General features: G+C 63.6%; 12 protein-coding genes and 2 pseudogenes. 5 read left to right on the top strand and 9 right to left on the bottom strand.

Annotated features, from left to right (window positions below; translation table 11 throughout):
• Positions 1 to 113: 113 nt before the first annotated feature.
• Positions 114 to 320 (bottom strand): annotated as a pseudogene (locus QZY03_RS32160) (hypothetical protein); the annotation flags it as partial.
• Between the two features lie 551 nt (positions 321 to 871).
• Positions 872 to 2,146 (bottom strand): bifunctional O-acetylhomoserine aminocarboxypropyltransferase/cysteine synthase, encoded by a 1,275-nt coding sequence (locus tag QZY03_RS16780; RefSeq protein WP_295583040.1) that lies wholly within the window; start codon positions 2,144 to 2,146, stop codon positions 872 to 874.
• Positions 2,147 to 2,361: 215 nt separating this feature from the next.
• Here QZY03_RS16780 and QZY03_RS16775 point away from each other — a divergent pair, with 215 nt between their 5' ends.
• Complete coding sequence (locus tag QZY03_RS16775; protein ID WP_295583038.1) at positions 2,362 to 3,216, top strand: pentapeptide repeat-containing protein; 855 nt, start codon at positions 2,362 to 2,364, stop codon at positions 3,214 to 3,216.
• Positions 3,217 to 3,236: 20 nt separating this feature from the next.
• Here QZY03_RS16775 and QZY03_RS16770 read toward each other — a convergent pair whose 3' ends face one another.
• From QZY03_RS16770 to recG, 3 genes are all read right to left on the bottom strand, one after another.
• Positions 3,237 to 3,884 (bottom strand): thiol:disulfide interchange protein DsbA/DsbL, encoded by a 648-nt coding sequence (locus QZY03_RS16770; RefSeq protein ID WP_295583036.1) that lies wholly within the window; start codon positions 3,882 to 3,884, stop codon positions 3,237 to 3,239.
• Between the two features lie 83 nt (positions 3,885 to 3,967).
• Positions 3,968 to 4,885: a 4-hydroxybenzoate octaprenyltransferase gene (gene ubiA / locus QZY03_RS16765; protein ID WP_295583034.1), complete on the bottom strand. Its 918-nt coding sequence runs from the start codon at positions 4,883 to 4,885 to the stop codon at positions 3,968 to 3,970.
• A 106-nt stretch (positions 4,886 to 4,991) separates the two neighbouring features.
• A complete protein-coding gene (gene recG / locus QZY03_RS16760) occupies positions 4,992 to 7,094 on the bottom strand; it encodes an ATP-dependent DNA helicase RecG (RefSeq protein ID WP_295583042.1) in 2,103 nt (700 codons plus the stop codon).
• Positions 7,095 to 7,281: 187 nt separating this feature from the next.
• Here recG and QZY03_RS16755 point away from each other — a divergent pair, with 187 nt between their 5' ends.
• Positions 7,282 to 7,698, top strand: a complete 417-nt coding sequence (locus tag QZY03_RS16755) for a secondary thiamine-phosphate synthase enzyme YjbQ (protein ID WP_295583032.1) — start codon at positions 7,282 to 7,284, stop codon at positions 7,696 to 7,698.
• Positions 7,699 to 7,934: 236 nt separating this feature from the next.
• Here the strand turns inward: QZY03_RS16755 and mltB are convergent, their stop codons facing one another.
• From mltB to QZY03_RS16740, 3 genes and pseudogenes are all read right to left on the bottom strand, one after another.
• The gene (mltB, locus tag QZY03_RS16750) at positions 7,935 to 9,062 is read right to left on the bottom strand and encodes a lytic murein transglycosylase B (protein ID WP_295583030.1); all 1,128 of its coding nucleotides are present in this window, start codon (positions 9,060 to 9,062) and stop codon (positions 7,935 to 7,937) included.
• A 108-nt stretch (positions 9,063 to 9,170) separates the two neighbouring features.
• A complete protein-coding gene (locus QZY03_RS16745) occupies positions 9,171 to 9,557 on the bottom strand; it encodes a RidA family protein (RefSeq protein ID WP_295583028.1) in 387 nt (128 codons plus the stop codon).
• A 76-nt stretch (positions 9,558 to 9,633) separates the two neighbouring features.
• Positions 9,634 to 10,091, bottom strand: a pseudogene (locus QZY03_RS16740) (hypothetical protein).
• Positions 10,092 to 10,258: 167 nt separating this feature from the next.
• Here QZY03_RS16740 and QZY03_RS16735 point away from each other — a divergent pair.
• The 3 genes from QZY03_RS16735 to QZY03_RS16725 all read left to right on the top strand — a co-directional run bounded on the left by QZY03_RS16735 (position 10,259) and on the right by QZY03_RS16725 (position 11,926).
• Positions 10,259 to 11,149, top strand: coding sequence for a phosphoribosylaminoimidazolesuccinocarboxamide synthase (locus tag QZY03_RS16735; RefSeq protein ID WP_295583026.1), 891 nt, complete (start codon positions 10,259 to 10,261; stop codon positions 11,147 to 11,149).
• 231 nt (positions 11,150 to 11,380) lie between these two features.
• Positions 11,381 to 11,635 carry a type II toxin-antitoxin system Phd/YefM family antitoxin gene (locus tag QZY03_RS16730; protein WP_295583024.1) on the top strand — a complete coding sequence of 85 codons (255 nt, stop codon included), beginning with the start codon at positions 11,381 to 11,383 and terminating at the stop codon, positions 11,633 to 11,635.
• Between the two features lie 12 nt (positions 11,636 to 11,647).
• On the top strand, positions 11,648 to 11,926 hold the full coding sequence (locus QZY03_RS16725; protein WP_295583022.1) for a Txe/YoeB family addiction module toxin: 279 nt from the start codon (positions 11,648 to 11,650) through the stop codon (positions 11,924 to 11,926).
• A gap of 44 nt (positions 11,927 to 11,970) precedes the next feature.
• Here the strand turns inward: QZY03_RS16725 and QZY03_RS16720 are convergent, their stop codons facing one another.
• On the bottom strand, positions 11,971 to 12,927 hold the full coding sequence (locus QZY03_RS16720) for a DUF808 domain-containing protein (RefSeq protein WP_295583019.1): 957 nt from the start codon (positions 12,925 to 12,927) through the stop codon (positions 11,971 to 11,973).
• Between the last annotated feature and the right edge of the window lie 264 nt (positions 12,928 to 13,191).

Below are 13,191 nucleotides of genomic sequence, written 5' to 3'. Positions count from 1 at the left end.
TACCTCCACTGTGGTTCCTTCCTATACTGCTTTAGATAATCAGTATCGAAAAAAGTTGCAATAAAACACTAATTTTATGGTTTTCCTGAGAGTAAGATGTGCGTACAAATATTTTAGTTGAAGTACTTAGCATCATGCCCCGGATTGCATCTCGGGGCCATGCTCGCCGTGCGACCGGAAGTTTTTAGGGTCTTCACCAGTACATACTCAAATTTGTCTTTGCTAAAAGGTTCTTCCGAAAAACAATGGTGAACACGCATTGCGTCTCCGAAGTCACGCAATGTCGATTCGTCGAATAGATCAGATTTATTGAGGCTGTATTTATAAGTACATCAATATATTCGCTATGAGCGCTTAATTATTTATCTTTCTTTTAAATCAATGCTTTGCAATTATTGGCGCCTACAAATATTTCACTTGAAGTACTTACTCAGATGCAAATACATTTACGACTTTTTTAATCCAATACAACTGCCCAAAGGTTAGATCAGGAATTAATCTAACTAATCCAATACAACTGCCCAAAGGTTAGATCAGGAATTAATCTAACGAGCGCTTGAACAAGACGCAATCTGTCGTCAGTCATCTATGGTCCGTGGTTAGCAATGCCAATTAGGCCGACGCTGGCTCACCCGTGATGAAAATGACCAGCATCGCCAAGGCACGATCCAAACTTGCGTTTATTCGCGTTCGCTTGCGAACGACAACTCTTTATTGGCCTTGGTCACGGTTCCGGCCACGCGACATCGTAGGGTGGACAAGCGCAGCGCAGTCCACCAGCGGCGGCGCGGGATTCGGTGGACTGCGCTATCGCTTGTCCGCCCTACGGACGGAACGATGATCAAGGCCTCTTTATTGGAACGAAGAGACACTACCCCGCCGCCAATGCCTGCTCCAGATCGGCAATAATATCGTCCACATGCTCGATACCGATAGAAAGCCGGATCAGGTCCGCGGAGACCCCGGCGCGGGCCAATTCATCCGGTGAGAGCTGACGGTGGGTGGTGGTGGCCGGGTGGCAGGCAAGCGTCTTGGCATCGCCGATGTTGACCAGCCGCACCGCGAGTTTGAGTGCGTCGATGAAGCGCGCACCAGCCTCCAGCCCGCCTTTGATGCCGAAGGAAAGGATGGAACTGGCCTTGCCGCCGTCCATATAGCGCTGGATCAATGGGTAATCCGGGCTGTCCGGCAGGCCGGCATAACGGACCCATGCGACTTTTGGATGGCCCTTCAGATACTCGGCCACCTTCATCGCATTCTCACAATGCCGGTCCATGCGTACATGCAGGGTTTCGATTCCTTGCAGAATCAAGAAGCTGTTAAAGGGCGAGATGGCCGCGCCCATGTTGCGCAACGGTACCACGCGGGCGCGGCCGATAAAGGCCGCCGCGCCCAGCGCCTGGGTATAGACCACGCCGTGATAGGACACGTCCGGTTCGTTCAGCATAGGGAAGCGTTCGGCATGCTCGGCCCAGGGGAACTTGCCCGAGTCCACCAGCACCCCGGCGATGGTAGTGCCGTGGCCGCCCATGTATTTGGTGGCGGCATGGACCACGATGTCGGCACCATGCTCGAACGGGCGGCACAAATAGGGGGTCGGCACCGTGTTGTCGACAATCAACGGCACCCCATGGGCATGCGCCATGTCGGCAATGGGGGTGATATCCGCCACATTGCCTGCCGGATTGCCGATGGACTCGCAGAAGATCGCCTTGGTCTTGCCGTCGATCTGCGCCTCCATCGCCGCGATGTCATTGGGTGCGACCAGGCGGACCTGGATGCCGAGACGCGGCAAGGTGTGGGCGAACAGGTTATAGGAGCCGCCATAGAGGGTCGAAGCGGCGATGATGTTGTCTCCGGCCTGGGCGATGGTGAAGATCGCGTAGGTCACCGCCGCCATTCCGGAAGCCAAGGCCAGGGCGCCGACGCCGCCCTCCATCGCCGCCACCCGCTGCTCCAGCACGTCGCTGGTGGGATTCATGATGCGGGTATAGATATTGCCCGCGACTTTCAGGTCGAAGAGGTCCGCCCCGTGCTGGGTGTCGTCGAAGGCGTAGCTGGTGGTCTGGTAAATGGGCGTGGCGACCGAGTGGGTGGTCGGGTCGGGGGCGAAGCCGGCATGGATGGCCAGGGTTTCGATCTTCATGGGGTCTCCGTCGGTGGTGGTGAGGCGTGTTGGTATCAGTCTGAGCAGAGGGGCAGCCCGCTGGGATGGTATCGACCGCGGCGCGGGCTGTCGATGGACGCGTGCCCACCGCGCCGAGCGAGGCTCGGCGCTCTGGACAACAGCGATCCGCTTCAAGGCCGCCGAATAAACATGGTAGATTCGCCTCGCAACCCTAAGAGCATCCGGAGACAACCATGATCGAGATCAAACACCGGGAGACGGGCGAAGTGCTGGAGACCATCGCGGGAGACGTGCTGGCCGGCGCGGACCTGCGCGACATGCGCCTCAACCGCGCCGACCTGCGGGGCCTGGATCTGGCCGGGGCCAACCTGGAGTCGAGCGATCTGGTCGGGGCGGATCTGGCCGGGGCTGACCTGACGGATGCCATCCTGGTTGGTACCGACCTCAAGGACGCCAATCTCCGCGGCGCCAATCTGACCCGCGCCCGGCTCGGGTCGGAACAGCCGTCGATGGCCGCCGTGCTCAACGGCGCCGTGCTCAGCCAGGCGAATCTCACCCGCGCGGACCTGCGCAATGTCGAGGCACACGACGCCGACCTGCGATGCGCGAATCTGAGCCACGCCGACCTGCGCGGCACCGACTTCTTCGGCAGTAACCTGAGTCAGGTGAGCGCCCCCAAGGCACTCTTCATTCGGGCCAACCTGCGCGAGGCCAATCTGTCCGCTGCCGACCTGCGCGACGCGCACCTGAATGATGCCAATCTGGCGCGCGCCAACCTGCGCAACGCCGACCTGACCAGCGTCCATCCGGACGGCTTTACCGTCATCAACCTGGCAAACCTGGAGGGTGCCGATCTGAGCGGTGCGCGGCTGCGCAACTGCTCGGCCCAGGATGCGAATTTCAGAAATGCCAACCTCACCGGGGTGGATTTCACCGACGCCGTGCTCGGCGGTGCCATCCTGCGCCGGGCCGACGTCACCGACGCGGATTTCACCAGGGTCGAACTGGCGAGCGTGACCATGGAGTTCGCCAATTTCTCCAAGGCGCACAACGCGGCGATTCCGTCCTATAAGAAAAACCTGCGCTGACGGAGCACCGCGCCTCCTGATTATTGGGCGGGGGCACTCTTGGCGGCCAGTTCACGGGTGACCAGGGTATTCATCACCTCGATGAAGCGGTCCTGGTCACCGGCTTGGCTCGGACTGGTGCGGTATTTGCCGTTAATGATCACGGCCGGAACGCCGTCGATCCCATAGCGCCGGCTCATGTCCTGGGCCTTGCGGACCTTGGTATCGACCGCGAACGAATTAAAAGCGGCGCGGAACTCCTGCTCATCAAGCCCGATCTGCCCGGCGAACTCCACCAGTGCGTCCTCGGTCCACAGGGTACGCTTGTCCCCGTGAATCGCCTTGAACAATGCCGGGTGCAGCACGTCCAGTTTCCCCATCGATTCCGCCGCATAATAGGCGCGGGCATGCGGTTCAAGACGCCCATCGGCACCGGGCAGACGCCGAAAGGCCGCGCCCGCCGGCATGGTGGCGACCCAGGATTGCATCGTGGGCTCGAGGTGCCAACAGTGTGGGCAGCTGTACCAGAAGACCTCCAGGACCTCGACCTGATCGCCGGTCTCGGTGGGCTGCGCCGTCTTCAGGGTCGAATAGTCGATCCCCTCGTCGACGGCCCAGAGTTGGAGCGGGATGAACAGCAGGACGGCCAGGAGCCACACCAGAACAGACGCATGTAACGGACGGAGCATTTCGTGATTTCCCATGATTGACTGTTGTACAAAGCGAAAGCGTTCCGCTCTCAATGGATTCAGGTCGCAGTCGACCAACCGGATCAGTCGCCGACCGCGTAATCGAGTACCAGGCCGACAAACACGGCCATCCCGAAATAGTTGTTGTTGAGGAAGGCCTCGAAGCAGGCGCGCGGAATACGGTCGCGGGTCAGCCATTGCTGGTAGACGGAAAACCCGGCCGCGACCGCCAACCCGCCATAAAACCAGAGCCCGCGCCCGGCAAGCAGCCCGACCCACAAGAGCAATCCAAGCATCAGCACCTGGAGCAACCCGATCACCAGCCGATCCTGATTCCCGAACAGGATCGCGGTGGACTTGATGCCGATCTTGAGATCGTCCTCCCGATCAACCATCGCGTACTGGGTGTCATAGATCAGCGCCCAGATGAGGGTGGCGCCGAAGAGTATCCAGGCGATGGCCGGGATCGCGCCGCCGACCGCCATGTAAGCCATGGGAATCGCCCAGCCGAACGCGGCGCCGAGAAAGAGCTGGGGCACATGGGTGAAGCGCTTCATGAACGGATAGACCAGGGTCAACGCCAGGGCGACAACCGAGAGTGCCACCGTCTGCCAGTTGAGCAGCAGCACCAGGGCGAAGGCCACCAGTGACAGCACCATGAACACCGCCACCGCCTCGCCCGGGCTAACCACCCCGGTCGCCAGCGGACGCTGATTGGTGCGGGCCACATGCCCGTCGAAGTCACGATCGGCATAATCATTGATGGCGCAACCGGCAGAGCGCATCAGCACCACCCCGGAGACGAAGATCAGCACGATCGGCCAGGGCGGATGCCCCTCCCCCGCCAGCCAGAGCGCCCACAGGGCCGGCCACATCAGCAGAAAAATGCCGATGGGGCGGTGCAGCCGCACCAGATAGGCGTAATCACGCAGGCGTACGAACCAGCGGGAGGGTCCCTGGGCAGGTCTGGAGCGACCGATCTTTACCTGGGGTAGTGCCATAGGATGAAACTGCAAGGGCTGTTGACGACCGAGTAAAAACGGGGGCGATTATGGCACAGCGGCGCGACCGGGGAAGGGGGTCGCGGTATCCTGCCGCCGCCCGGCATCAGATTTGCCCATACTCCTCCCGCTGACCGAGCCAACGGTGCATCAGGGGTTCCACCAACTGCGCATACTGCGCGAGGATCAGGTCGGCCGCCCGCTGGGCCGCGGCGGTCAGGTGCTGGTCGCGCAACGGGTCGGCCACGCGGAATTCGATGGTGCCGGTCTGCCGGGTGCCCAGGACCTCGCCGGCCCCGCGCATCCGCAGGTCTTCCTCGGCGATGCGGAAGCCGTCCTGGGTCTCACGGATCAGGCCCAACCGATCACGGGCCACGGCGGACAGCGGCGCGCGGTAGAGCAGCACGCAGTGGCTCGCCACCGCCCCGCGGCCAACCCGGCCGCGCAACTGATGAAGTTGCGAGAGTCCGAGCCGCTCCGGGTTCTCGATGATCATCAGGCTGGCGTTCGGTACGTCCACACCCACCTCGATCACCGTGGTTGCCACCAGCAGGTCCAGGGCGCCGGCGGCGAAGGCGGCCATCACGGTTTCCCGCTCGGCGGCCCGCTGACGGCCGTGCACCAGGCCGACCCGCACCCCGGGCAGGGCCGCGGTCAACGCGAGCGCGGTCTCCTCGGCAGCCTGCGCCTGCAAGGCCTCCGACTCCTCGATCAGGGTACAGACCCAATACGCCTGACGCCCGGCGCCGCAGGCTTCATGGATACGGGCGATCACCGCGTCGCGGCGGGTGTCCGGCACGACCGCGGTGGCGATCGGGGTGCGTCCCGGCGGCGGTTGCGTGATCACCGACAGGTCCAGGTCCGCGTAGATGGTCATGGCCAGCGACCGCGGGATCGGGGTCGCCGTCATGATGAGCTGGTGCGGCGCACCGCCCCCCCCGGCACCCTTATCGCGCAGACGCATCCGCTGATGGACGCCAAAGCGGTGCTGCTCGTCGATGATGACCAGACCCAGCCGGCCGAAACGCACGTCATCCTGAATGAGCGCATGGGTGCCCACCACCAGCGGTGCCCGCCCCTCGGCAATGGCCGCCAGCAGTCCGGCACGCTCGCGCCCTTTGTGGCGGCCGGCGAGCCAGACCGGCTCCAGACCCAAGGGCTGGAGCCAGGTGCGCAGCCCTTTCCAGTGCTGCTCGGACAGCAGTTCGGTGGGCGCCATCAGCGCCGCCTGGTAGCCGCTCTCGATCGCCTGGAGCACGGCGAAGGCCGCCACGACCGTCTTGCCCGATCCGACATCCCCTTGCAGGAGACGCTGCATCGGCACGGCGCGCGTCAGGTCGGCGGCAATCTCGCCGACCACCTGCTCCTGATCCGGCGTCAACCGGAACGGCAGCACCGCACGCAGGCCGCGGCGCAGGTCGCCATCACCCGGCAGCGCCGGCGCCGTGACCCGCGCATGGGATTGACGCAGCCGCCGCAGGCTGACCTGATGGGCCACCAACTCCTCGAAGGCCAGGCGCAGAAAGGCCGGATGGCGACGCTCCAGCAGGTCGTCGAGGTGGGCCTCCAGTGGCGGCCGATGCAGGTAGCACAGGGCCGCGCGCAGGTCGGGGAAGGGCATCCCGGCAAGGCATTCCGCGGGCAGGTACTCGGCCGGAGCCGACTGCTCCAGGAGCGCGAGTGCCTGATCGGTGAGTCCCCGCCAGGCGGACTGCTGCATCCCCTCGGTGGACGGATAGATAGGGGTCAGGCGCGGCGCCGGCTCCGGTGCGTCCGCCGCCTCGCACAGGCGATACTCGGGGTGAATGATCTCCAGGCTGTTCGGCCCTTGACGCACCTCCCCGTAGCAACGCAGGTGCGCCCCGGGCCGCAAGGCCGCCAACTGCTGGGGCGAGAAATGAAAAAAGCGCAACAGCAGCCCGCCCCCGGCCGGCCGGTCGGTCGCGTCGGCCGGATCGTCCGCATCGGTCAGCCACACCTTGAGCGACCGCCGCCGACCGTAGCTGACCTGGGCGTCGCACACCTGCCCCTCCACCTGCACCTCGGCCCCCGGACGCACCTCCGCCAGGGGCACCACGCGGGTACGGTCCTGGTACCGAACCGGGAGATGAAAGAGCAAATCCTGAACCGTGTGGATACCCAGCCGCGCCAGCCGCTCCTGCACGCGCGGACCCACGCGATCCAACTCCTGGACCGGTTGGCACTCCAAGGGACGATGCGGATCGGGTGTCACTGGATCTGCGGCTGGTTTGGACACGGCACTCGCTGCCCCCGACTGGAGGGGCTGGTAGTTCGGGGGGCCGGAGCCCTGGCATTTCCCGTCCGCGGGCCGGACAATCCGGATCGCCGATTCCGCTGGAGTCGGTCGACCGAATCCTCGACACGTGGACCAACCGATGATCCTCCAACGCAACCTGTCAGTCAGCACCCGCGGACGCGGTACCTACGATATCACCGCAGAAATCGCACGGCTGGTGCGCGACAGCGGTCTACACACCGGGCTCTGTCATTGTTTCTTGCAGCACACCAGCGCTTCATTGATCCTCTGCGAGAACGCGGACCCCAGTGTCCGTCGCGACCTGGAGTCCTTCCTGAGGCGCCTGGTCCCGGACGGCGACCCGCTGTTTGAGCACACCGATGAGGGTCCGGACGACATGCCCGCTCATCTGCGCAGCATCCTGACCAAAACTGACCTGACCCTGCCGATCAGCGACGGCCGTCTGGCCCTGGGTACCTGGCAGGGGGTCTACCTCTACGAGCACCGCACCCAGAGTCATGGCCGGCGCATCCTGCTGACGCTGATGGGCGAATGAACCAAGCAAGAGCAATCAGGGGTCATCTCAGAGGGCTTGCTGGTGCGTTTGAGTGCCTTGATCATAATCCCGGCCAGCGGCGTGCGTAGTCAGGGCTTCCAGCCCTGACAGTATCAGGCCAAGATGGCCTGACTACGCACCCGGCGGACCCAAGCGGGATTCGGTGGACTGCGCTATCGCTTGTCCACCCTACGGCCGGCACGAAGATCATGGCCCGCTCGAGTGCGAGCGCCTGATCACAGGGCTGAATCCACCGAAGGCGCCAACACCTGAGCAACCCGAGCCCCCCCAGCGCCACCCATGCGCGCCTTCACCGCATTGCCAAGCTGATAGACCGCCATCGCGTAATAGGTACTGTGATTGTAACGGGTAATCACATAGAAATTGTGCAGTCCGAGCCAATACTCGTAGCCGCTGCCCACATCGAGCTTGAGCAGGCTGACCTGATCGGCCGCACCCAAACTGCCGGCCGGAATGATCCCACTGCTGGCCAGGGTACCGGGTGAATACTTGGTATCGAATCCGCTCTTCAGAGACCCGGCCGAGGAACCGCTCGCGGTTGCCCGCACCGCTACCGGCTGACCCGTGCGCCAGCCGTGGCCCTTGAAGTAGTTGGCGACACTGCCAATCGCATCCACGGGGTTCCACAGATTGCGATGGCCGTCGCCATTGTGATCCACCGCGTATTTGCGGATACTCGACGGCATGAACTGGCCGTAGCCCATGGCCCCGGCGAATGAACCTTTGGGCTTGAGGGGGTCGAACCCCTCGTCACGGGCCATGAGGAAGAACGACTCCAACTCACCGGTGAAATACTCGGACCGCCGCGGATAGGCGAAAGAAAGGGTTGCAAGCGCGTCGATGATGCGCGTCTTGCCCATGATCCGCCCCCAGCGGGTCTCCACACCGATGATGCCGACAATGATCTCGGGCGGCACCCCATAGGTAGCCGAGGCGCGTTTCAGTTCACCGGCGTACTGCTGCCAGAAGGCAACGCCCTTGTCGATGTTGTCCTCGGTGATGAACTTGGCCCGGTAGCGGTTCCAGGCCCCCGTGGGTACGGAGGGACCGCGGCTCTTGCGGACCGGTTTGTCCATCTGTTCAATAATCCAGGACTCGCGCTTGGCCCGCGCCAGCACCGCGGTGACCGCCTTGGCATCGAACCCGTGCTGCTTCTGCATATGGCTGGCGAAGCGCAGGGCGGCCGGGTTGCCGGCAAAGCTTCCGCCGCCGACATGACCAGAGGCACTGCCGCCGGAGCCCTCGGGCCGGATCGCCGAGCCGTCGTCTCTTGGCGTGTTTGAACCGCAACCGGTCAGGGCGACCGCCAGCAGAATGGTCAGCAATACGAACACGCGACGCATGAAAAACCCCGGAGACGACACCAGCCAAAGCCAAAACAAATGGTAAGACATCCTCTCAAGAAAGCAAGCCAAGATCCAAATTTATCGAGCTTTCCCGCACGGGAGGCGCTATCCGCCCAACACCATCACCGCATCCATCTCCACCGCCGCGCCCCGCGGCAGGGCCGCCACGCCGACCGCGGCACGCGCCGGATAGGGCGCGGTGAAGAACTCGGCCATGACCTGATTGACCAGCGCAAAATCGCCGAGATCGGTCAGAAACACATTGAGTTTGACGACATCGGCGAGACTGCCCCCGGCCGCCTCGGCCACCGCCGACAGATTGCTGAAGACCTGCCGGACCTGAGCTTCCCGATCGCCCTCGACCAGTGCCATGGTCTCGGGCACCAGCGGGATCTGCCCGGAGAGGTACACCGTGTCCCCCGCCCGCACGGCCTGAGAATAGGTGCCGATCGCGCGTGGCGCCCGGTCGGTGCTGATGATCGCTCTCGCCATGGGAACTCCTGGATAAATCATAGGGTCAAGGATGACGGATGAAAGGTGCAGTTAGACGGTGGAACTACGCGGCGCCTCAGAACAGGCGACGCCACCAGCGACGCCGGTTGTTGGCCGGCGCCCGCGCGGCAGGCAGGTCCACCGGCGGCAACAGGCTCATCACCCAACCCGGTAGTGGCGGGTTCGTGCTGGAACCGCAGGCGACTCCCAGATGATGAGGATCGTAGATTTTCACGAAGGTCGGGGCCTGGGGGTCATCCGCGTAGACGATCCCGCAATAGTCTTCCTGATGCTCGGCGCGCAACAGCGTGTCCAGTTCGGTGATGAAGACCTCGACGCGCTCGGCCTGCGCGGGTTCGGTTGGCGGCGGTTCCCCGACGGCATACAGAAACCAGCTGGCGTCGGCTCGCGCAGCCGCGCCCAGAGGGCGTCGAGCTGATGCCAGCGCAGGGCAGCCGTGAAGCTGCCCCGAAAGGCGTTAAGGAACGGGGCCTCGGGCTGCTCCGGCGGGTTGAGTTTGGTGCTCGCCTTCATGAATTTGGTAGACCAATCGCAACGATAATAATGCCGAAGGCGCGCGGGAAGCAGCGCGGTCGCACGCCTGCCGACGGGTACCTGGCCGCTGCGCTGCCTGCCGAACGCCGACCCGCGACCGTCCGCCAGCCGATATACTGTCAGCCCAAGCGACCCGGGAGCAAGCCATGACCGCACTCTTTGAATCCAACCTCCGCAGCCTGCCTCTCATTGGACGGGGCAAGGTCCGGGATATCTATGGTGTCGGCGATGACCACCTGCTGGTGGTGGCGAGCGACCGGCTGTCCGCCTTCGATGTGGTGCTGCCCCAGCCCATCCCCGGCAAAGGCGAGGTCTTGACCCGGGTGTCGAACTTCTGGTTCGCCCGGACCGCGGCGCTGATCCCCAATCATTTGAGCGGCATTCCCGTCGCCGAGATCGTCACCGATCCGGCTGAACGCGCCCAACTCGGCGAGCGCGCCGTGGTCGTACGCCGACTCAAGCCGCTGCCGGTCGAGGCGATCGTGCGCGGTTACCTGATCGGCTCCGGCTGGAAAGACTACCAGACCAACGGCGCCGTCTGCGGCATCGCGCTGCCGCCGGGTCTGATCCAGGCCGACCAACTGCCCGCGCCTATCTTTACCCCCTCCACTAAGGCCGAGGCCGGCACCCACGACGAAAACGTGGACTTCGCCCACACGGTCGACCTCCTGGGCGGAGAACTCGCCGCGCAGGTACGGGACGCCAGCCTGCGCATCTACAGCGAATGCGCCGCCTATGCCCTGAAACGGGGGATCATCATCGCCGATACCAAGTTCGAATTCGGCCTTGACGACGCCGGCCGCCTGCACCTGATCGACGAGATCCTGACCCCCGACTCATCGCGCTTCTGGCCGGCCGATCACTACCGGCCGGGCATCAGCCCCCCAAGCTTCGACAAACAGTTCGTACGCGATTATCTCGAAACATTGGATTGGGATAAGGCCGCACCCGGTCCCGACCTGCCCGCGGAGATCATCGAGCGCACTGCTGCCAAGTACCGTGAGGCGGAACAGCGGCTCACGGGTGGCGGCCTCTAACCCCTCCGGAGGGGTCCGAGTATTTGCGTAGATGCAGATATTGCCTTCCCACCTGATATCCGGACGGACCCTTGGTGTAGGGGCGGGTTTGAAACCCGCCCCTACTATCACGTCCGAAGGCTATAACCAGGCTCGCCTAGGCAAGAAGTTACCGATGCTCTGACGAGGTTATTCTTTACCCCAAGGCCCGGCCCGCTTATACTTGTACAGTAAAGAAGACAGGTGCCGACCATGCAGACCCTTAATTTCACCGATGCGCGCAACAACCTCAAGGACGTGTTGGACCGCGTCGCCCGCGACGCGGACTATACCGTCATCACCCGTCGTGATGCCCAGGACGCGGTTGTCATGTCGCTCGATAGCTTCAACAGCTTGATGGAGACCGTCCACCTCTTGCGGTCCCCAGCCAACGCCGCACATCTCGCCCGGTCGATCGCCGAATACCGCGCCGGGCAGACGCAGGAGCGGAACCTGGTGGAAAGTTAGAGCTCCAGCGCGATGGCAAAGCCGGCATCTCCGACCAGACGACTCGCCTGGACCGGGGAGGCCTGGGCCGACTACCTCTACTGGCAGACCCAGGACCGAAAGACCCTAAAGCGCCTCAACGCCCTGATCGCTGACGCGTTGCGCACGCCCTTCACCGGGATCGGCAAACCCGAGCCCCTGCGGGAAAACCTCGCTGGCTTCTGGTCCCGCCGCATCGACGACAGTAACCGGCTCGTTTACGCCGTCGATGAAGCCCTTCTGACCATCATTGCCTGTCGGTATCACTATTAACTTCATTCTCGATTCGTGCCTGCCGCGTCGCTGCCGGAAGACCCTCAGCCCCAAGACCTCAACGTCGACCAAACCTTCTGACCGACTGTCACCAACACAAGCACGACGGCCCCAGTCAGCACGCCGGCCAGGGCGTTGATCAACAGCGGCATAACGGCCGCCAGTACGCCACCAATGGTCGGAACGGTGTGCGCCGCCTCGGTGGCCCACTCGATCAGGTGATGGGCGGCCGGGATGCCGTGGGTAATGATGCCCCCGCCCACCAGGAACATGGCCGCGGTGCCGACCACCGCCAGCACCTTCATCAGCTTGGGTGCGGCGGACAGCAGGCCCCGACCAAGCCCCCGCACCAACCATGCCCCGCCGCCGGCCCCCGACACCCGACTGAGCCATAGCCCGGCGTCGTCCAGCTTGACGATCCCGGCCACCAGTCCGTAGACGCCCACCGTCATGATGAGTGCGATACCGACCAGCACCACGACCTGATTCTGGAAGGATGCGGCGGCCACGGTCCCCAGGGTGATGACGATGATCTCGGCGGAGAGGACGAAGTCGGTGCGCACCGCACCCTTGATCTTGTCCCGCTCCAGACTCACCAGGTCGACCGCCTGATTCTCAAGGGCTTGGGTGAGCGCGTCATGGTGGTCCTGATCTTCGGCCTTGGAATGCAGCAGCCGGTGGGCCAGCTTCTCGAACCCCTCGAAACACAGGTAAGCCCCGCCCAACATCAGCAGCGGCAGGATGGCCCAGGGGGCGACCGCGCTGATGGCGAGCGCCGCCGGAACCAGAATCATCTTGTTGACCAGCGACCCCTTGGCCACCGCCCAGACCACCGGGATTTCCCGCTCCGCCCGCACCCCCGCGACCTGCTGGGCATTGAGTGCCAGGTCGTCCCCCAAGACGCCCGCGGTCTTCTTCGCCGCCATCTTGGTCATCAGGGAGATGTCGTCCAGAACGGTGGCGATGTCGTCGATCAGTGCGAGTAGGCTGCTGCCGGCCATGCGTCGATATCCTGCGTCGGTAAACTGGCCGCGATGATACCGGGGACGGGCAGAACTTGCCTGCGCGGCGCGTCAAGCCCAGCGCCCGCAGAGCGCACCGATGCCCGCGGTCCACCCGACGCACAGCAATTCCAAATTTGGGCGGCATCGCGCGCCCCCTGGTGGATGCGGCGCGCGCAACCACCGTGCCGGGTCCATGACACCGAGCGGCGCGCCTTATCCACCCTACAACGGAGTCGGTTTTCGTAGGGTGGATAAGCGCAG

The sequence above is a fragment of the uncultured Lamprocystis sp. genome (genome assembly GCF_903933125.1).
Classification (GTDB): Bacteria; Pseudomonadota; Gammaproteobacteria; order Chromatiales; family Chromatiaceae; genus Thiodictyon.
This window is presented reverse-complemented; position numbering and strand designations above follow the sequence as displayed.

Coding starts and splice junctions, on each gene's coding strand:
- QZY03_RS16780 (WP_295583040.1), bottom strand. CDS start 2,146: ATGAAGATCGAAACCCTGGCCATCCATGCCGGCTTCGCCCCCGACCCG.
- QZY03_RS16775 (WP_295583038.1), top strand. CDS start 2,362: ATGATCGAGATCAAACACCGGGAGACGGGCGAAGTGCTGGAGACCATC.
- QZY03_RS16770 (WP_295583036.1), bottom strand. CDS start 3,884: ATGCTCCGTCCGTTACATGCGTCTGTTCTGGTGTGGCTCCTGGCCGTC.
- ubiA (WP_295583034.1), bottom strand. CDS start 4,885: ATGGCACTACCCCAGGTAAAGATCGGTCGCTCCAGACCTGCCCAGGGA.
- QZY03_RS16755 (WP_295583032.1), top strand. CDS start 7,282: ATGATCCTCCAACGCAACCTGTCAGTCAGCACCCGCGGACGCGGTACC.
- mltB (WP_295583030.1), bottom strand. CDS start 9,062: ATGCGTCGCGTGTTCGTATTGCTGACCATTCTGCTGGCGGTCGCCCTG.
- QZY03_RS16745 (WP_295583028.1), bottom strand. CDS start 9,557: ATGGCGAGAGCGATCATCAGCACCGACCGGGCGCCACGCGCGATCGGC.
- QZY03_RS16735 (WP_295583026.1), top strand. CDS start 10,259: ATGACCGCACTCTTTGAATCCAACCTCCGCAGCCTGCCTCTCATTGGA.
- QZY03_RS16730 (WP_295583024.1), top strand. CDS start 11,381: ATGCAGACCCTTAATTTCACCGATGCGCGCAACAACCTCAAGGACGTG.
- QZY03_RS16725 (WP_295583022.1), top strand. CDS start 11,648: ATGGCAAAGCCGGCATCTCCGACCAGACGACTCGCCTGGACCGGGGAG.
- QZY03_RS16720 (WP_295583019.1), bottom strand. CDS start 12,927: ATGGCCGGCAGCAGCCTACTCGCACTGATCGACGACATCGCCACCGTT.